The 19189-nt window shown below is 60.6% G+C and carries 17 protein-coding genes; 6 read left to right on the top strand and 11 right to left on the bottom strand.

Features of this window, described 5'->3' with window-relative positions; genetic code table 11:
- Window positions 1-6: 6 nt before the first annotated feature.
- A complete protein-coding gene (queG, locus tag WG29040_RS04585; protein ID WP_003439019.1) occupies window positions 7-1074 on the top strand; it encodes a tRNA epoxyqueuosine(34) reductase QueG in 1068 nt (355 codons plus the stop codon).
- Between the two features lie 23 nt (window positions 1075-1097).
- On the opposite strand, the gene WG29040_RS04580 is transcribed toward queG, so the two are convergent.
- On the bottom strand, window positions 1098-1709 hold the full coding sequence (locus tag WG29040_RS04580) for a trimeric intracellular cation channel family protein (RefSeq protein ID WP_003439018.1): 612 nt from the start codon (window positions 1707-1709) through the stop codon (window positions 1098-1100).
- 88 nt (window positions 1710-1797) lie between these two features.
- Window positions 1798-2340, bottom strand: coding sequence for an oligoribonuclease (gene orn / locus WG29040_RS04575; RefSeq protein WP_003439017.1), 543 nt, complete (start codon window positions 2338-2340; stop codon window positions 1798-1800).
- A 106-nt stretch (window positions 2341-2446) separates the two neighbouring features.
- Between orn and rsgA the strand changes: the two genes are divergently transcribed.
- The gene (gene rsgA, locus WG29040_RS04570) at window positions 2447-3478 is read left to right on the top strand and encodes a small ribosomal subunit biogenesis GTPase RsgA (RefSeq protein ID WP_127195735.1); all 1032 of its coding nucleotides are present in this window, start codon (window positions 2447-2449) and stop codon (window positions 3476-3478) included.
- Between the two features lie 45 nt (window positions 3479-3523).
- Here the strand turns inward: rsgA and motB are convergent, their stop codons facing one another.
- A complete protein-coding gene (motB, locus tag WG29040_RS04565) occupies window positions 3524-4519 on the bottom strand; it encodes a flagellar motor protein MotB (protein WP_003439010.1) in 996 nt (331 codons plus the stop codon).
- 3 nt (window positions 4520-4522) lie between these two features.
- Window positions 4523-5374, bottom strand: a complete 852-nt coding sequence (motA, locus tag WG29040_RS04560) for a flagellar motor stator protein MotA (protein WP_003438996.1) — start codon at window positions 5372-5374, stop codon at window positions 4523-4525.
- 164 nt (window positions 5375-5538) lie between these two features.
- Here motA and WG29040_RS04555 point away from each other — a divergent pair, with 164 nt between their 5' ends.
- Genes WG29040_RS04555 through asd form a run of 3 tightly spaced genes read left to right on the top strand, consistent with a single transcriptional unit; the run spans window position 5539 to window position 8822 of the window.
- A complete protein-coding gene (locus WG29040_RS04555; RefSeq protein WP_010656255.1) occupies window positions 5539-7074 on the top strand; it encodes an HDOD domain-containing protein in 1536 nt (511 codons plus the stop codon).
- 44 nt (window positions 7075-7118) lie between these two features.
- Window positions 7119-7946, top strand: coding sequence for a rhodanese-like domain-containing protein (locus WG29040_RS04550; RefSeq protein WP_010656256.1), 828 nt, complete (start codon window positions 7119-7121; stop codon window positions 7944-7946).
- Window positions 7947-7955: 9 nt separating this feature from the next.
- On the top strand, window positions 7956-8822 hold the full coding sequence (gene asd / locus WG29040_RS04545; protein WP_003438984.1) for an archaetidylserine decarboxylase: 867 nt from the start codon (window positions 7956-7958) through the stop codon (window positions 8820-8822).
- A gap of 66 nt (window positions 8823-8888) precedes the next feature.
- On the opposite strand, the gene serB is transcribed toward asd, so the two are convergent.
- Window positions 8889-10103, bottom strand: a complete 1215-nt coding sequence (gene serB / locus WG29040_RS04540; protein ID WP_003438982.1) for a phosphoserine phosphatase SerB — start codon at window positions 10101-10103, stop codon at window positions 8889-8891.
- Between the two features lie 132 nt (window positions 10104-10235).
- On the opposite strand from serB, the gene WG29040_RS04535 reads away from it, so the two are divergent.
- A complete protein-coding gene (locus tag WG29040_RS04535; RefSeq protein WP_003438981.1) occupies window positions 10236-11774 on the top strand; it encodes an AhpA/YtjB family protein in 1539 nt (512 codons plus the stop codon).
- Between the two features lie 133 nt (window positions 11775-11907).
- Here WG29040_RS04535 and WG29040_RS04530 read toward each other — a convergent pair whose 3' ends face one another.
- The 6 genes from WG29040_RS04530 to WG29040_RS04505 all read right to left on the bottom strand — a co-directional run bounded on the left by WG29040_RS04530 (window position 11908) and on the right by WG29040_RS04505 (window position 19125).
- Window positions 11908-12612 carry a membrane integrity-associated transporter subunit PqiC gene (locus WG29040_RS04530; protein WP_003438979.1) on the bottom strand — a complete coding sequence of 235 codons (705 nt, stop codon included), beginning with the start codon at window positions 12610-12612 and terminating at the stop codon, window positions 11908-11910.
- 173 nt (window positions 12613-12785) lie between these two features.
- Window positions 12786-15050 (bottom strand): DNA topoisomerase IV subunit A, encoded by a 2265-nt coding sequence (gene parC, locus WG29040_RS04525; protein ID WP_003438977.1) that lies wholly within the window; start codon window positions 15048-15050, stop codon window positions 12786-12788.
- 11 nt (window positions 15051-15061) lie between these two features.
- Window positions 15062-15583 (bottom strand): TIGR02281 family clan AA aspartic protease, encoded by a 522-nt coding sequence (locus WG29040_RS04520; protein ID WP_127195734.1) that lies wholly within the window; start codon window positions 15581-15583, stop codon window positions 15062-15064.
- Window positions 15580-16560: an esterase-like activity of phytase family protein gene (locus tag WG29040_RS04515; RefSeq protein ID WP_003438975.1), complete on the bottom strand. Its 981-nt coding sequence runs from the start codon at window positions 16558-16560 to the stop codon at window positions 15580-15582. The genes WG29040_RS04520 and WG29040_RS04515 overlap by 4 nt, the downstream gene beginning before the upstream one ends.
- A complete protein-coding gene (parE, locus tag WG29040_RS04510) occupies window positions 16560-18464 on the bottom strand; it encodes a DNA topoisomerase IV subunit B (RefSeq protein WP_010656257.1) in 1905 nt (634 codons plus the stop codon). The genes WG29040_RS04515 and parE overlap by 1 nt, the downstream gene beginning before the upstream one ends.
- Before the next feature lie 52 nt (window positions 18465-18516).
- Window positions 18517-19125, bottom strand: coding sequence for a YqiA/YcfP family alpha/beta fold hydrolase (locus tag WG29040_RS04505; protein WP_003438973.1), 609 nt, complete (start codon window positions 19123-19125; stop codon window positions 18517-18519).
- Between the last annotated feature and the right edge of the window lie 64 nt (window positions 19126-19189).

The following is a 19189-nucleotide window of genomic DNA, read 5'->3' as shown; positions in this document are numbered from 1 at the left end:
TGCCTCATGCCTGCTATTACTGTCGACCTCCCCGCTCTCGCTCAATCCATCAAGGAATGGGGCCGCGAGCTGGGCTTTCAACAAGTCGCCATTGCCGGCCTCGACCTGGGAGAACACGAGCAACATCTGGAACGCTGGCTGGCCGCCGGGTATCACGGCGACATGGAATACATGGGCGCCCACGGCAGCAAACGCTCTCATCCTGAAGAACTGGTGCCCGGCACCTTGCGCGTGGTGTCGCTGCGCATGGACTACCTGCCCGGCGATACCCACATGGCGCAATTGCTGGCCCAGCCCGAAAAAGCCTACATCTCGCGCTACGCACTGGGCCGCGACTACCACAAACTGATCCGCAAACGCGTGCAGCAACTGGCTGACCGGATCCAGGCAGACATTGGCCCGTTCGGCTTCCGCGCCTTTGTCGACAGCGCCCCGGTGCTGGAAAAAGCCATCGCGCAAAAGGCCGGCCTGGGCTGGATCGGCAAAAACACCCTGGTGCTCAACCGCAAGGCTGGCAGCTACTTCTTCTTGAGCGAGCTGTTTGTCGACCTGCCCCTGCCGGTGGATGCGCCCCACGAGACCGAGCACTGCGGACGCTGCACCGCATGCCTGGACATCTGCCCGACCAACGCCTTCATCGGACCTTATGTGCTGGATGCCCGGCGCTGTATTTCCTACCTGACCATCGAACTGAAAACCGCGATCCCCGAAGACTTGCGCCCGCTGATTGGTAACCGGGTGTTCGGATGTGACGACTGCCAGATCGTCTGCCCTTGGAACCGCTTTGCCCGCACCACGGCTGAAGGCGACTTCAAACCCCGGCACAACCTCGACAATGCCGAGCTGGCCGAACTGTTCATGTGGGACGAAGACAAGTTCCTCAGCAGCACCGAAGGCTCGCCGTTACGCCGGGCCGGCTACGAACGCTGGCTGCGCAACCTGGCGGTTGGACTGGGTAATGCACCATCGAGCATTCCGGTGCTGGAAGCGCTCAAGGCCAGGCTTGAGTACCCGTCCGAACTGGTGCAGGAGCATGTGACGTGGGCGCTGGCCCAGCACGCACAGCGCGCCTGACCAGAGCCTGCGGCAACACTGACTCAGTGCTCGTCGTTGTACACGAACTTGGGCATTTCCCAGTTGAAGCGAATCGCCAGCAAGCGCAGCAACAGCCCACCGAACAAGGTGACGAAAATCGCCTGATCGTTGGGCATCTGTAGATAGGTACACAGCAAGAAACACCATGCCGCCGCAAACGACACGCTGGCATACAGCTCACGGCGGAAGATCAACGGAATATCGTTACAGAAAATATCCCGCAGGATCCCGCCGAACACCCCGGTAATCACACCGCTCACCGAAGCGACCAGCATGCCCTGGCCCATTTCCAGCGCAGTCATGCAGCCGATCAGGGTGAACGCCACCAGCCCCAGCGCGTCGAGCACCAAAAACAATGAGCGCAAATGGCGCATCAACGGCGCGATAAAAATCGTCACCAGCGCGGCAAAGGTGGTGAGCACCAGGTATTCCGGATGCTTGACCCAGGTTAACGGGTAATGTCCCAGTAGCACGTCGCGTACCGACCCGCCGCCCAGGGCGGTGACGCAGGCAATCAGCACCACCCCGAACCAGTCCATGCCGCGGCGGCCGGCAGACAGCGCGCCGGTCATGGCCTCGGCAGTAATGGCAACTAAATAGAGCATCAGCAACATGGCAGCGATCCTTGCAATAAGGCGCGCAGTCTACTCATTTGCTTCAAGCACCAATAGAGGGCAGCAAACACCCCCTGCAGTCGCGGGCTTAGAACTTGATGAAGTGCTTGCGGTAGTGCTGCAGCTCGGCAATCGACTCGCGAATGTCGTCCAGTGCCAGGTGCGTGCCTTTTTTCACCAGGCTGTCACGTACTTCCGGAGCCCAGCGGGCAACCAGCTCTTTAAGGGTCGAGACGTCGAGATTGCGGTAGTGGAAGTAGCTTTCGAGGGTTTTCATATGGGTGTACAAAAAGCGCCGGTCCTGACAGATGCTGTTGCCACAGATCGGTGATTTGCCTTTAGGCACCCACTGCTCCAGAAAGGCGATGGTCTGCGCTTCGGCCTGGGCCATGGTGGTGGTACTGTCCTTGACCCGCTGGGTCAGGCCGCTGCCACCATGGGTGCGAGTGTTCCATTCGTCCATGCGCGCCAGCACTGCATCGCTGTGATGGATCGCGATAACCGGACCTTCAGCCAGGGTGTTGAGATTGCTGTCGGTAACAATGGTGGCCATTTCAATAATGACGTCGTTATCAGGATCCAGACCGGTCATTTCCAGGTCGATCCAGATCAGGTTCTGCGCGTTGTTCATAAATGGCTCCTGGGCTTAGTCGCGCAGTTTAGCTTAGGCATGCAGCCCACGTGCTAAACTCGCCAGCGTTTTACCCTCCTTATCGTTTTATCAACACGGAACACCCATGGCCAAACGCCAGCTCAATCGTCGCCAAAACTGGCGCATCGAAAAGATCCAGGGCGAGCGCGCTGCACGCGCCGCCAAACGTGAATCCAGTGCCGTCGAAGCGCTTGAAGGCGGCGACCTTGGCGCCGAACAACTCGGCCTGGTGATCGCGCACTTTGGTGTGCAGGTCGAAGTCGAAGCCCAGGAAGGCGAGCTGAAAGGCCAGATGTTCCGTTGCCACTTGCGCGCCAACCTGCCCGCACTGGTCACCGGTGACACAGTCGTATGGCGTGCAGGCAACCAGGGGATCGGCGTTATCGTCGCCCAACTGCCGCGCAAAACCGAACTGTGCCGCCCTGACAGCCGTGGCCAGCTCAAGCCGGTGGCTGCCAACGTCGACATGATCGTCATCGTGTTCGCCCCGATGCCCGAGCCACACGCCAACCTGATCGACCGCTACCTGGTAGCCGCCGAGCACGCCGGCATTCGTCCGCTGTTGCTGCTCAACAAAGCCGACCTGATCGACGATCAAAATGCTCCGGCACTGAATGCCTTGCTGGCGGTGTATCGCCAGCTGGGCTACCCGGTACTGGAAGTATCGGCCCATCACGGCGACGGCATGGAGCAGTTGCAAGCGCAACTGGACGGCCATATCAGCGTGTTTGTGGGTCAGTCGGGCGTGGGCAAGTCGTCCTTGGTCAACAGCCTGCTGCCTGAGGTCAACCTGCGGGTCGGGCCATTGTCCGAAGTGTCGGGCCAGGGTACGCACACCACCACCACCGCGCGCCTGTTCCACTTTCCCGGCGGCGGCGATCTGATCGACTCCCCGGGCATTCGCGAATTCGGTCTGGGCCACGTGAGCCGGGCTGATGTTGAAGCGGGCTTTATCGAGTTCAACGACCTGATCGGCCGCTGCCGCTTCCGCGACTGCAAGCACGACCGCGAGCCGGGCTGTGCATTGCTGATGGCACTGGAAGATGGCCGCGTACAGCAGCAACGCATGAACAGCTATCGCTCGATCATTGCCAGCCTGCCCGAGTCAAGCTACTAACCCCGCCAACCCTGCAGGCGCGAGCTGCAAGCACGCTCCTGCAGGTCAGGGTCTGGCTGGATCCGGCACTTTATCGTCGAAGAGGTTGAGCTTCTGGCGCGGCTCATGGGCCGGCATCGGCTGCTGATCCGCTGGCAAGGCCGTCGGATCTATCGGCGCCTTGGGCAGCTCTTGTGCCTTGACCGGCTCAATGCCCTGCTCACCCTCAATCGCTTGTTGCGCCTTCCTGGTCAGGACCACGATGTCGATACGGCGGTTGACCGGATTGGTCGGGTTGGCCTTGTCAAACAGCACCGATGAGGCATAGCCCACTACCCGCGCCACCTGGTTCTGCGGGTAGCTACCGACCACAAGCGCGCGCCGGGCCGCATTGGCACGGTTGGACGACAACTCCCAATTGCCGAAATCACCACTGCCGGCATAAGGCGTGGCGTCCGTATGACCGCTGATACTGATCTTGTTGGGCACTGCTTTGATGGTGTCAGCCAGGGCCAGCAAGATATCTTCGAAGTACGGCTTGAGCCGCGCACTGCCGACATCGAACATCGGCCTGTTTTCGGCATCCATGATCTGGATCCGCAGGCCGTCCGGGGTGATTTCAAACAGCAGCTGGTCCTTGAACTTGCGCAATTGCGGGTTTTCTTCGACCTTGTTCTGCAACTCCTGAAGCAGCAACTCAAGACGCTCTTTCTCTATTTGCTCCGCCACGCTTTCAGCCTGATCGGAATCGACCTCAACCTTGTCGGGCTGGGGCTGCATCTGTTCTTCGGGGTTGAGTGTTTTGTCCGGCGCCAGCGCTGGGGTGCCGCCCAGGTCGATGGTGTAGGGCGTGCCGCTGTCACTGAACCCGATCGGGTCCTTGAAGTAGCCGCCGATGGCAATTTTTTGTTCCGGCGTGGCGGCTGTCATCAACCACATCACCAGAAAGAACGCCATCATTGCCGTAGCGAAGTCCGCGAAGGCAATTTTCCAGGCGCCGCCGTGATGACCCGAAGCGTAGCGCTTGACGCGCTTGATGATGATCGGCTGATTGTTTTCCATAAATCAGCGACCGCGAACCACTTGTTCCAGCTCGGCAAAGCTCGGCCGGTGTTTGGGATACAACACTTTGCGCCCGAACTCGACCGCCAGCGACGGCGGCATGCCGGAGGCCGATGCCACCAGTGAGGCCTTGATCGACTCGTAAATGTTGAGCTCCTCTTTGGCATCGTGCGCCAGCGCTGTGGCCAGCGGGCCAAAGAAACCATAGGCCGCCAGAATACCGAAGAATGTGCCCACCAACGCCGCACCTACGTGCTGGCCAATGGCGGCCTGATCACCCTCCCCCAAGGAAGCCATGGTCACCACGATCCCCAGAACCGCCGCCACGATACCGAAACCCGGCATACCGTCGGCAATCCCGTTGACGGCGTGGGAGGGATGCTCCAGCTCTTCCTTGAGGTTGAACAACTCCATGTCGAACAGCCCTTCAAGCTCGTGGGGCGCCATGTTGCCCGACGACATGATGCGCAGGTAATCACAGACAAAGGCTGTCATGCGCTCGTCTTTGAGCACGGTGGGGTACTTGGCGAAGATAGGACTGGCCGCCGCATCCTCAATATCGGCCTCAATGGCCATCATGCCTTCGCGACGGCTTTTATTGAGAATCTCGTAAATCAGGCCCAGCACTTCCAGATAAAAAGTGTGGGTAAAACGCGAGCCGAACATACCCAGTGATTTTTTGATCACGTGCATGGTCATGTAACCGGGATTGGCCTGCAGGAATGCACCGAACGCCGCCCCGCCAATAATCAGGACCTCGAACGGCTGAATCAGCGCCCCGATCTTGCCGTGGGAAAGCACGTACCCGCCGAGTACGCTCGCGAATACAACGATGATGCCGATAATTTTAGCCATAGATATAAAAGTACTTATTGAGTCGGGTTCAAGGTCATATTCAAGCGCGGTGAAACTCTACTTCTCCTTATCGGCAAATCTGCGCCAGACTATAGCCGGTAAAGGCGAAAAGCCGTTCAGCCCTTTTGGCGCGAGTAACAAATTGATGATGACCAGCTCCCATCATGACCAGTGAAACCACCAGCCCGACCTCAACACCTGCAACCCTGGATGCCTGGGTCGAGCGGCTCAACGCCGCCCGCTTGCCAATCCCGCAGCATAGCCATGGGCTGGTGTGCAAAGCCCTCAACGACAATCGCCGCTCATTGCGCGAGATTGCCGAGCTGATACAAGACAGCCCGGCACTGGCCCTGACCCTGATTCGCGAAGCCAACCAGCACCTGCAAAGCAGCCTGAGCGAACCGGCCGAGAGCCTGGAAGTGGCCATCAACCGACTGGGCCTGCAACGTACCCAGAGATTGCTTGAGCACATGAACACCCTGAGCCAGGAAGAAATCCCCCCGGGGTTCCGGCAAATCCAGCTCATCAGCCAGCACGCGGCGCAACAGGCCGTCGGCCTGTTCGGCAATCGTCTGGCGCGGCTGTGGCCAGAAATCTACTGGGGCAGCCTGCTGTTTCTCTCACCCTTGTGGGCTTTGGCGCTGACCCATCCAGAACTGCTCGAAGAATGGGAACAGCGGGTCATCCACAAAGGCGAGCGCGCCAGTGACGTCGAGCAAGAGCTGTTCGGTGTACGGCTGTTCGATATCTGCCGGGCGCTGGCGCAATTGTGGCGCCTGCCGGCATGGGTGCTACAGGGTTATACGGTCATCATTGAAGAGCAGCGCACCCTGGTCAGCGTGCTGCACATCGCCCGCAACAACCATGACGGGTTACGCCAGCAACAACGACTGGACGCCGATCCGGCACTGCGGCGCTGGCTCAATCACCCCGCCAATAGCGTGCTGCTGGCCAATGCTCTGGCGCTGTCGGCGCAATCGGGCTGGGATACCCCGCACAATGTGCGCTGGCAGTTGCTCACCGCGCTGTACCTGCAGACAACCCTGGATGAAGTGCAGCAGCTGGTTCACCAAAACGCCGCAAGCAGCGCCCGCTATCACTCGGTGCCCGACCTCTGGCACCCGGCCCAAGCGCTGCTATGGCCGTGGGACAGCCGCCGCAGCAGTCCCGGCCAGCCTGCCGCGCCACCCTCTGCCGAGGCGCTGGCCACATGGCGCAAGCTGTGCGGGCAATTGCTGGCAGAGCCGAGCACCTTCGCCAACGCAATGCACCTGACCACCTGCGCTCGCGATGCCCTGCTGGCATGCGGCATGCGCCGGGTGATGCTGCTGATGGCCGACAAGAGCGCAACCACACTGCGAGTTTTCCAGATATCCGGACTGCCGAAAGCAGCCTTCGACATGAGCTTTACCGTCAGTGAAAGCACCGCCTTGCAACGTTTGATGACGCAACCGGCGCAAGTTCGCCTGACGCCGGAAAACAACGCGACAATTTCTGCGGTCATGCCCGCCAACCTGCGCCAGCTGTTCCCCGGCGAGCATCTGCTGCTACGCTCGCTGGGCAACAGTGGCCGCGTCGTGATGCTGATACTGGCGGACCAGGGTGGCGGCCCGTTTTCCGAGACCAGCGTGCAAGCATTTGGCAAAACCGCGCAATGCATCGAGAAAGCCCTGAATAGCTTTAGCACGCGCGGGCGCTAGCCCTTGCGCTACAATCCCTCCTTTTTTCGCTCTGGAGACCTCACATGCCTGACTTCTCTGGTTTGCCGTTGGTCATCGAGCCCGGCGACCTGCTCGCACGGCTGGATAACCCCGAACTGATTGTGGTCGACCTGACCAGCGTCGCACGCTACGAGTCCGGGCATATTCCGGGCGCCCGTTTCGTCGACCCCAAACGCACCCAACTGGGCCAGCCCCCGGCACCCGGTCTACTGCCGGGCCAGGCTTCTCTGGAGGCGCTGTTCGGCGAACTGGGGCACAACCCCGACGCGGTCTACGTGGTGTATGACGACGAAGGCGGCGGTTGGGCCGGCCGCTTTATCTGGTTGCTCGACGTGATCGGACACAAGGCTTACCACTATCTGGATGGCGGCATTCACGCCTGGGTCGCGGAAGGTTGCCCGGTGTCGAGCGCTGTGCCGCCTGCAGTCGGTGGCCCGTTGCCGCTGACGTTGCACGACGCCCCCACTGCCACCCGCGAGTACCTGCAAAGCCGCCTGGGCGCGGCTGACCTGGCAATTTGGGATGCGCGCAGCCCCGCCGAATACGCCGGTGAAAAAGTGCTGGCGGCCAAAGGCGGGCACATCCCGGGCGCGAAAAACTTCGAATGGACCGCCGGCATGGATAAAAGCCGCAGCCTGCGCATTCGTACCGACATGGCGCAGATCCTCAAGGACCTGGGCATCACCCCGGACAAAGAAGTGATTACCCACTGCCAGACCCACCACCGCTCTGGCTTTACCTATCTCGTCGCCAAATCGCTCGGTTATCCGCGCGTCAAAGGCTACGCCGGCTCCTGGGGCGAATGGGGCAACCACCCCGACACCCCCGTCGAGCTGCCTGTCAAAAACTAAGGACCTGCAATGAAAAAGCGTCTGTTTCTCCTGAGCCAGTACCTGTTGCCGCATCACCTGCTGTCGCGTCTGGCCGGCTGCATTGCCGAGTGCCGCGTGCGCTGGTTCAAGAATGCGTTCACCACCTGGTTCGCCAAGCGTTATCAAGTGGACATGTCCCAGGCTCTGGTTGAAGACGTTACTGCTTACGAGCACTTCAACGCCTTCTTCACCCGCGCCCTGAAAGACGGTGCCCGCCCGCTGGATCAAACGCCGGGCGCAGTGCTGAGCCCGGCCGATGGTGCAGTCAGCCAGCTGGGCCCGATCGAGCACGGCCGGGTGTTCCAGGCCAAAGGTCATAGCTACAGCGTGCTGGAACTGGTCGGCGGTGATGCTGCGGTTGCGGCTCAATTCATGGGCGGCGAATTTGCCACCATTTACCTGTCGCCCAAGGACTACCACCGTGTGCACATGCCACTGGCCGGTACTCTGCGCGAAATGATCTACGTTCCGGGCCGCCTGTTTTCGGTTAACCAGACCACGGCCGAAAACGTGCCGGAGCTGTTTGCCCGCAACGAGCGCGCGGTGTGTATTTTTGATACCGAGCGCGGCCCGATGGCCGTGGTATTGGTGGGTGCCATGATCGTGGCATCGATTGAAACCGTGTTTGCCGGTCTGGTGACGCCGCCTAAACGCGAGCTGAAAACTTTCCGCTACGACGAAGCTGCCCGTGCGCCGATCCATCTGGAAAAAGGTGCCGAACTGGGGCGCTTCAAGCTGGGTTCTACTGCGATCGTGCTGTTCGGGCCAGAACAGATCAAATGGGCTGAAAGCCTGACGGCGGGTTCGCCGGTGATGATGGGGCAGGCCATTGGTGGCCCGGCCAACGCCGAATAACACTGAGCCCCGCCCTTGCTCGCGATCTTGAAAGCTCGCGAGCAAGGGCGCTGCTGCAGGGTCTGGCTAGCCCTGGCTGTTACGGTCGCGCTGACCCAGCAGGTACAGCACGGCATCCAGACCCAGGGTCGAAATGGCATGTCTGGCTGACTGTTTAACCAGCGGCTTGGCACGGAATGCCACACCCAGCCCGGCAATTGCCAGCATTGGCAAGTCGTTGGCGCCATCACCGACCGCAATGGTCTGCTCCAGTACCAACCCTTCCTTTATTGTCAGCTCTCGCAGCAAATCGGCTTTGCGCTGCGCATCGACAATCGGCTCAACCGCCACCCCGGTGACTTTTCCATCCACTACTTGCAGCTCGTTGGCGAACACGTAGTCGATACCCAGCTTTTCCTGCAATTGCTTGGCGAAGTAGGTAAAGCCGCCGGACAGAATGGCGGTTTTGTAGCCCAGGCGCTTAAGCTCTGCGAACAGCACTTCGGTGCCCTCGGTCAACCGCAGCGAGGCGCCGATGGAGTCCAGCACGCTGACGTCCAGACCTTTAAGCAGCGCCATGCGCTCCTTGAAACTGGCCTTGAAATCCAGCTCACCGGCCATGGCCCGCTCGGTAATGGCCGATACCTGCTCGCCCACACCCGCAGCCTTTGCCAGCTCGTCGATGACTTCGGCCTGGATCAGGGTCGAGTCCATATCAAATACGGCAAGGCGGCGATGGCGACGGAACAGGGTGTCCTCCTGCAAGGCAATGTCGACATTGAGTTCTTGCGCCAGGTTAAAGAATGCTTCACGCAACGCCTGGAGGTCGGTCGGCTCACCGCAGACGCGCAACTCGATGCAGCTCTTGCTCAACTGCGTCGGCGCATCCAGCGGCACACGACCGGACAGACGATCCGTCTGCTCGATGTTCAGCCCGTGCTGGCTGATTACCGATGTCACCTGTTGCAGTTCATGGGCCGTGACCTGGCGGCTCATCAATGTCACCACATGACGCTGGCGGCTCTGCTCGTTGACCCAGCGCTGGTAGTGCTCCTCGGAGATCGGGTCGAAGCGCAGTTGCAGGCCTTCTTTGGCGATCAGGGGCTGCAGGTCTTTAAGTACCGCCGACACCTGCTCCGCTTGCGGAATTTCAACCAGAAAACCCAACGACAAAACGCCATGAATGACGGCCTGACCGATGTCGAGAATGTTCACCCCATTGCTGGCCAGTACGCCGGTAATGGCCGCAGTGAGACCCGGACGGTCCTCACCCGTGATGTTTATCAGGACGATTTCGCGCAAGGCACACCCCCATTCACTAAAAAAACCGCATTCTACCTACTTTCAGTGACCATCGGGCATCGCCAAGGCTTTGCCGCCTCGAGGCCGCTCGTTATACTGCGCTCCAACTTAACGGACTAAGAGCCGCGCTCAGTGAACCGGCCATTGCCTGTCAAAAACGATAATTTCTTCCTGCTGATCTTCCGGGCCTTGCGCGATCGTCGCGTTCCGATTGCTCTGCGTATCGCCACCCACAACGTGATTCTGGTCGCGCTGGCGCTGGTCATATATGCCGTGGTGATGGGCCTGCAATTCAAACAGGCCATGCACGAACAAGCCGATGCACTGGGTCAGAGCCTGACCACCCAAACAGCCACCTCGGCCACCGAGTTGCTGGTGTCCAACGACATTCTCAGCCTCAACGTGCTGCTCAATAACCTGACCAAAAACCCCCTGGTTGCGCACGCCGCTATTTATAGCGTCGATAACCGCATCCTCGCCGAAGCCGGGCAACGTCCAAAAAACAGCCTGCTGGGCGAAACCGAGGGCGTGTACCAGACCAAAATCACCTTTCAGGATGTAACGGCCGGGCATCTGCGCATTAGCCTGGACATGAACCAGTTCGAGCAGCCGATGACCATCAGCCTGCAGAGCATGGGCATCTTGAGTGCAATTCTGCTCGCACTGGCGCTGGCTTTGAGCCTGCGTCTGGGCCGCCATATCACCACCCCCCTGTTGCAGCTGCGGGTCTGGCTGCGCGAACCGGACCCTTACACCCCGGCAACTACCCGCCAGGATGAAATCGGTGATCTGGCGCGCCAGCTTCACAGCCGACTGGCCCCCCCGGCTCCAGAGCCGGAACCAGAGCCAGAACCGGAAGACGACTACGACGACAGCGATTACGAAGCCGCCGAAGACAACGAGCCGACCTTCGAAGTACGCAACCTGAGCGATCCGGCTTTCGATGAAGCACCGGCTGCGCCTGCCCCTAAAGCGGCACCCCGGCAAGTGATCAGCACCGAAGAAGATGAGGGTGAAGAAGACCCGTTCGCGGACCTGCGCGATACCGGCACAACCGCGGTTGCTCCCAAAGCCGTGGCCAAAGCCGTGCCGACCTCACCGCAACCGAGCGCGGTACTGGCAGTCCAGCTGGGGGCGCAAGAACAACTGCGGCGCCTGCCCCGTGCCCGTCTGATGGAATTGCTTGAACGCTATCGCGACTGCCTGAACCAGGCGGCGTCGCTGTACCAGAGCGAGCTGCACACGTTGAACGATGGCAGCACCCTGATGCTGTTCCATAGCGAAGACAGCGGCGACGACTACCTGACCAACGCCATCTGCTGTGGCGAATTGCTGCGGGCCCTGGGCCACGCTCTGCAGATCGAAGTTGCCGACAGCGGCATCACCCTGCAATTGCAGCTGGGTCTGGTGCTGGGCGAAGGGCTGAACGGCCTGAGCCAGATTGATCTGCTGCTGACCGAAACCGCCCAGGACGCCCTGGCATTGTCGCAACACAGCCGCAACCTGCTGCTGGTGGAGCGCAAAATCAGCGATGACCCGCTGATTCGTCAACGTGCCCGCATCCGCCCTATCGCCAGCCCCGAAGGCGCCTGCTGCGTTGAGCGGCTGATGGAGCCCTACCCGTCCATGCTCGAACGCCAGCTGGCCCGGATGCATGAGAACCGCGGCTAAAGGCCATAGCCTGCAGGAGCGAGCCGGGCGCTGAAACAGCTCGCTAGCATGCCGGCTCCTGCAAAGGCCGGGCAATAAAAAACGCCGCTTTCCCAGTGCTGGGCAAGCGGCGTTTTTTATTGTGTGAACTGACTCAGAAGCGGAACACTTCCATGTCCGTGCGTATCGGTGAAGCCATCGGAATTCTCGGCTTCTCCGTTTGCTTGGGGGCCGGCCTGGCTTCGGGCTTGCGCAATTCAACCAGCGGCGGCTGGTTGGCCAGCGGTTCCAGGGCCGCCGCCAATTGTTTGCTCAACTGTTGCAACAACTCGCCCTGAGCCTTGACCTGAGCGGCCGTGCTGCCGTCGTGCTGCTGTTCCAGATGAACCATGCGGTTGTCCCGTACCTGGCCGCGCCGGTCGATCAAGCGCCATTGGGCGTCGAGAATTGCCGGTTGGCTCTCTCCGGAGTCCAGACGGGTGATCGACAGCAGCACTTGCACGTCCGGACTGAAGCCCGAAGGGGCCGGTGCCAGCACTACTCGCTGACTGTCCAGACGCCAGGCCACCTGACGCAGCAACAACTGATCGATGTCTGACGACAGGCTGCCGGCCCAACGACCATCGGTGGCCGCACTCAGGCTGCCATCCGGCTGACGTTGCAGCAACGTTTCGCGTTGCAGGTAATCGGCCACAGTCACCGGGCCAAGTACCACAGCCATGCCCGCACTTTGCTTGGGCTGGCCGGGGGTGCCACTGTCCAGTTGGTACAAAGCCGCTGGCTGGTGCGTGCTGCACCCCGCCAGGCCGAGCACACCGGTCAGTAGCGCAATTAAAGGAAGACGTAGAACGTTCATCATTCCATCCAGGTGGCCGCCGTTTGGCGCGCCGCAGTGTGATTCTGAAGATTTCCAGGAAAAATCATACGCGCTATGTCGTAAGAGGCGCATATCATCCGCGAATATACGGCGTGACTCCAGCGCCGTTGCGCCGATCTACGCGATAAATCGCAGATCGGACGCACTAAACGGGCTTAATTGGGCACTTCTACCAGCAAAGCATCCACACGCTGGAAGCCTCGCGGCAATTTGTTCCCGCGCCGACCCCGTTCGCCTTTGTAATGTTCCAGGTCATCAGCCTTGAGCGACAGGGTGCGTTTGCCGGCCTGCAGCACCAATGTGGCGTTGTCCGGCAGCACGGCGATGTCCGTCACGTACTCTTCGCGATTGGCCACGCGATCACCGGGAATGCCGATAATCTTGTTGCCCTTGCCTTTACCCAGTTGCGGCAGGTCGCTGACTTTGAATATCAGCAGCCGGCCTTCGGTGGTAACCGCCGCCAGCCAATTGTGCTCGCGATCCGCCACAGGTCGCGGCAGCATCACTTGCGCGCCTTTGGGCAGGCTGAGCAACGCCTTGCCGGCCTTGTTCTTGGCCTGCAGGTCTTCACCCTTGACCACAAACCCGTAACCGGCATCGGAGGCAATCACGTACAGCGAGTCGTCTTCGGGCAACAACACGCACTCGAAAGTCGCGCCCGGTGGCGGCGTGAGGCGGCCGGTCAACGGCTCGCCCTGGCCTCGTGCCGACGGCAACGTGTGGGCGGGCACCGAGTAACTGCGCCCAGTGGAGTCAATAAATACCGCGAACTGGTTGGAGCGTCCGGCAGCAGCGGTTTTATAGCCGTCCCCTGCTTTATAGGACAGCCCGGTCGCATCCAGGTCGTGACCTTTACCGCAACGTACCCAGCCTTTTTCGGACAGAACCACCGTGACCGCTTCAGTGGGCACCAGCTCGTTTTCCGACAAGGCTTTGGCTTCAGCGCGGGACACAATCGGCGAGCGACGGTCATCGCCATAGGTTTCGGCGTCAGCCAGCAATTCACTGCGCACCAGTTTTTTCAGCTTGGCTTCGCTGCCCAGCAAGGTTTGCAGCTTGGCCTGCTCTTTGCGCAACGCATCTTGCTCGGTGCGCAGCTTCATCTCTTCGAGGCGGGCCAATTGGCGCAGGCGCGTGTCGAGGATGTAGTCGGCCTGGGTTTCGCTCAGGGCAAAACGCGCAATCAGCTCGGCTTTGGGATGTTCCTCGGTACGAATGATATGAATCACTTCGTCGAGGTTCAGATAAGCAGTGAGCAAACCGTCCAACAGGTGCAGGCGGCGCTCGACTTTATCAAGGCGGAACTGCAAGCGGCGGCGCACCGTGTGAACCCGGAACTCCAGCCACTCCACCAGCAGGGCCCGCAGATTTTTCAGCTGCGGCTTGCCGTCCAGGCCGATGATGTTGATGTTGACGCGAAAAGTGGACTCAAGATCGGTCACAGCAAACAGATGCTGCATCAATTCGTCGAGATCGACCTTGTTGTTGCGCGGAATGATCACGATGCGGCACGGGTTTTCGTGGTCCGATTCGTCGCGCAAGTCAGTAACCATCGCCAGCTTGGTCGGCTTGGCCTGCATCAGCGCAGCGATCTGCTCCAGCACCTTGGCGCCCGATACCTGGTGCGGCAATGCCGTGACCACGATGTCGCCATCTTCGATGTGGTACACCGCCCGCATGCGCACCGAACCACGACCGGTCTGGTAGATCTTCAGCAGATCGGCACGGGGGGTGATGATTTCGGCTTCGGTCGGGTAGTCCGGGCCCTGAATGTGTTCGCACAGTTGCTCTATCGTGGCCTTGGGCTCGTCGAGCAGCCGCACGCAGGCGGTCGCGACTTCACGCAGGTTGTGCGGCGGCACGTCAGTGGCCATGCCCACGGCAATGCCGGTGGTGCCATTGAGCAGGATGTTCGGCAAACGGGCCGGTAACACCGCAGGTTCGTCAAGGGTGCCGTCAAAGTTCGGGACCCAGTCCGCCGTGCCCTGGCCCAGTTCGCTGAGCAGCACTTCGGAGTAACGCGACAGGCGGGCTTCGGTGTAACGCATGGCGGCGAATGACTTGGGATCATCCGGCGCACCCCAGTTACCTTGCCCGTCGACCAGGGTGTAGCGATAGCTGAATGGCTGCGCCATCAGCACCATGGCTTCGTAGCACGCCGAATCACCGTGGGGGTGAAACTTGCCGAGTACGTCACCGACGGTACGCGCCGATTTCTTGTGCTTGGAATCTGCGTCCAGCCCCAACTCGCTCATGGCGTAGATAATGCGCCGCTGTACAGGCTTGAGGCCGTCGCCGATATGCGGCAGGGCCCGGTCCATGATTACGTACATGGAGTAGTTGAGGTAGGCCTGTTCGGTGAAGTCGGCCAGTGACCGGCGTTCTACGCCGTCCAGGCTGAGATCAAGGGAATCGCTCATGCGGACCTCATTCAGTTCGTTGTCTGGCGCAGCAGCATGGTGCCGCCGCGCTGGGTAAATTCAAGTTTTTTCAGCGCACTCATGCCCAATAGCACTTGTTCGCCTTCAAGCCCGGGAGCCGCCACCGCGCGTACGTCGCGCAGCACAATGGCGCCCAGTTGTAGGCGGTCGATGCGGGTCTGATAGCCCTGGGTACGGCCATTGGCGGTATTCAGGGTCACGGCCATGCCCTTGGGCAATGCCAACTGCCTGGCCAGCTCCAGCGGGACCGCGACATCGGTGGCCCCGGTATCCAGTAAAAATTCCACCGGCACGTTGTTGATACGGCCGCTGGCGACGAAGTGGCCATGGGAATTGGCGAGCAGTTTGACTTCGATGTAGCCCGCGCCCTGCAGCGAGGCGACCTCAGTATTGGGGTTTTCCTGACGCTGTTCCCAGCGCCCGAAAAATTGCGTCGCCAGATACAGCCCCGCGCACCAGGCCACAATCATGAAGACCCGGCCCACACCCTTGCCCGGCGGTTGCTGGCTCATGATGCGGCACTCCAGCCACCTTGCGGTGCCGCGAAGCGCCAGACCACGGGACGCTTCTCGCCATCGGCGCGCACGTGATTGCCGTTGTCCACACCGATCCAGGCGCCTTCGGCATCCACACTCAGGGCCTCGGCATTGCCATAGGCGCTGTTGTAACGCCGGGGAGCGATCAACCCATCATCGGCAAATGACCAGCAGCGCTCAACGTCGCCCGTGCCCGGGGTGCGACGACAAATGCGATAGGCCATGCGCTCGAGGGTGAACAGCTTGCCCTCGAACAGCGCCAGGTCGGCGAAGTCCTTTTGTTGTGCCTTGACCTTGAGTTGAGGTGGGGCCGACTCGAGGCCACCCTCACTCATCAACACGCAACCGCCTTCGCAGTCCCACACGCTCTGTTTTTTGCCGATGGTCAGCAAACCGCGGCGCTCGCGCTCGGCCGCCAGCCAGATCTGGTTGCCCTGCGGGTTGACGGCGATACCTTCAAACAGCGCATTGAAATGCAGCAGCATGCCGCTGGCGCGCGCCTGACGGACCAGTGACGGATCGATTTTCAACCATGCCGGCGCGCCCGTCTGCGGAATTTGCAGCACCGCGGCGTGGGTCTCGCTGACCACGAAGCGGTTGCCCGCCTCGTCGCAACTGATGCCTTCGAAATCCAGTTCACCACCACGCAACGGGCTGACAGCCTTGCTCATCATGCGCACGCCCCACGGCAAGCCGCTTTCAGGGGGCGGCGGGACATCAATATGCAGTGCCTCGGCGTGCCATTCGGGAGAGTGCTGATCCAGGCGGTAAATCTGATCATCATCGCGATCAGACACCGCCCACAGCTCACCCAGACACAGCGCCAGCCCGGACAGGTTGGCGCCGCGCATGCCTTCTACGGGATGCTCGGACTGCAGCACCAGCTCCGGCCAGGTATCGGCCATTACCGGTGCTGCAGTCACACAAAGCAACGCCATCAAGGCACTGCGCATCAGGCCAGCACCTGCGCCAGGTTGCCTTTGGATTCGAGCCAGGACTTGCGGTCACCGGCGCGTTTTTTCGCCAGCAACATGTCCATCATTTCCGACGTGGCGGCGTAATCTTCAAGCGTCAGCTGCACCAGACGCCGGGTGTTCGGGTCCATGGTGGTTTCACGCAGCTGCGGCGGGTTCATTTCACCCAGACCTTTGAATCGCGTGACCTGCGGTTTGCCGCGCTTCTTCTCGGCCACCAGACGGTCGATGATGCCATCACGCTCGGCTTCGTCCAGGGCGTAGAAAATCTCTTTGCCCAGGTCGATCCGGTACAGCGGCGGCATGGCCACATACACGTGACCGGCATCCACCAGCGGGCGGAAGTGCTGCACGAACAATGCACAGAGCAAGGTGGCAATGTGCAGACCGTCCGAGTCGGCGTCGGCGAGGATGCAGATCTTGCCGTAGCGCAGCTGGCTGATGTCGGCCGCGCCCGGATCAACCCCGATGGCTACCGCGATGTTGTGCACTTCCTGGCTGGCCAGCACTTCGCTGCCGTCGACTTCCCAGGTGTTAAGGATCTTGCCGCGCAACGGCAGGATGGCCTGGAACTCTTTGTCCCGGGCCTGCTTGGCTGAACCGCCGGCGGAGTCACCCTCCACCAGAAACAGCTCGGAGCGCATCGGGTCCTGCCCGGCACAGTCCGCAAGCTTGCCCGGCAGGGCCGGCCCCTGGGTGATGCGTTTGCGCTCGACCTTTTTACTGGCCTTGAGCCTGCGCCCGGCGTTGTTGATTGCCAGTTCTGCCAGCTGCATGCCCAACTCGGGGTTGGCATTGAGCCACAGACTGAAGGAGTCCTTGATCACACCCGAGACGAAAGCGGCCGCCTCACGGGACGACAGACGCTCTTTGGTCTGGCCCGAGAATTGCGGTTCCTGCATTTTCATCGACAGCACGAACGCAATGCGTTCCCACACATCTTCGGGAGCCAGCTTGACGCCACGGGGCAGCAGGCTGCGGAATTCACAGAACTCGCGCATGGCATCGAGCAAGCCCTGGCGCAGTCCGTTGACGTGGGTCCCGCCCTGGGCCGTCGGGATCAGGTTGACGTAGCTTTCCTGAACACTGTCGCCGCCTTCGGGCAGCCACAACAGCGCCCAGTCGATGGCTTCTTTATTGCCCGCCAGGCTGCCACAGAACGGCTCGTCAGGCAGGCGCTCGAATTCGCTGACCGCATCCACCAGATAGGAGCGCAGGCCGTCTTCGTAGTGCCACTCGATCTTTTCGCCGGTGCCCTTGTCCTCGAAACTGACCAGCAGCCCCGGGCACAATACGGCCTTGGCCTTGAGCACGTGCTTGAGACGGCTGACCGAAAACTTGGGTGAATCGAAGTATTTAGGGTCCGGCGCAAAGAACACGCTGGTACCGGTATTGCGCTTGCCGACAGTGCCGACAACTTCCAGGTCGGTGGCTTTGTAGCCATCGGCAAAGGTCATCTGGTACTCGTTGCCGTCACGCTTGACCTTGACCCGCACCAGGGTCGACAGCGCGTTGACCACCGAAATCCCCACGCCGTGCAGGCCGCCGGAGAACTGGTAGTTCTTGTTGGAAAACTTGCCGCCGGCATGGAGCTTGGTGAGGATCAGTTCGACCCCTGACACCCCTTCTTCGGGGTGAATGTCCACCGGCATGCCGCGCCCGTCATCACTGACTTCCAGCGAGTGATCGGCGTGCAGAATGACCTGCACCGATTTGGCGTGACCGGCCAGGGCTTCGTCGACACTGTTATCGATGACTTCCTGGGCCAGGTGGTTGGGCCGGCTGGTGTCGGTGTACATGCCGGGACGTTTGCGCACCGGGTCGAGGCCCGAGAGGACTTCGATGGCGTCGGCGTTATAAGAGCTAGCGCTGGGAGTGGCCATAGGGTCTCGTCGTTAGTCGTAAATGAAAAATAAGGGCCATTCGACCGGCGCCTTAAAGGGCCGCAAAATCGATGGTTTGATACTGTTGGGCGCCAATCCCGGCAAAATTCAGCAGCGCGGGCAGTTGCTGCGCGAACCCCTGGTAACTGTGATCGCCACCGGCCTGAATCCGCAAGACACACGCCTTGTAGTACTTTTCAGCATTACGGTAGTCCAGGGTTTCATCGCCTGTTTGCAGCCACACCTGATACCGCTGCGGGTCCTGGGGTGCCGCCACTTCAAGCTCGGCCAGGGCCTGCACATGATCCAGGGTCAGCTCCCAGGTTTCGCCACTGTAAAGATTGGTTTGGGTGCCCAGATAACCGTCGAACATCCGATGCGGGCTGACGGCCGGGTTGACCAGTAGTGCCTTGAGGCCATGCTGTTCGGCCAACCAGGTCGCATAGTAGCCGCCGAGTGAGCTGCCGACCAGCAACGGACGGTCCATCTCGCTGATTGCCGCGGTCAACTGCGCCATCGCTTCACGGGGGTGATGATGCAAGGCCGGCACCCGGAGCTGATCGCCAAGGCCCATGCCTTGCATTACCGAGATCAACTGCGTGGCCTTTTTGGACTCAGGGGCACTGTTGAAGCCATGGATATACAAGATGGAACCGGACATGCAATCACTCCCGAGTACAGATAAGGCTGAACACAACATCAATAAAGACGCGCAGTTTAGCCTG

This window comes from Pseudomonas sp. PAMC 29040 (genome assembly GCF_003994535.1).
GTDB classification, from domain to species: domain Bacteria; phylum Pseudomonadota; class Gammaproteobacteria; order Pseudomonadales; family Pseudomonadaceae; genus Aquipseudomonas; species Aquipseudomonas paraversuta.
This window is presented reverse-complemented; position numbering and strand designations above follow the sequence as displayed.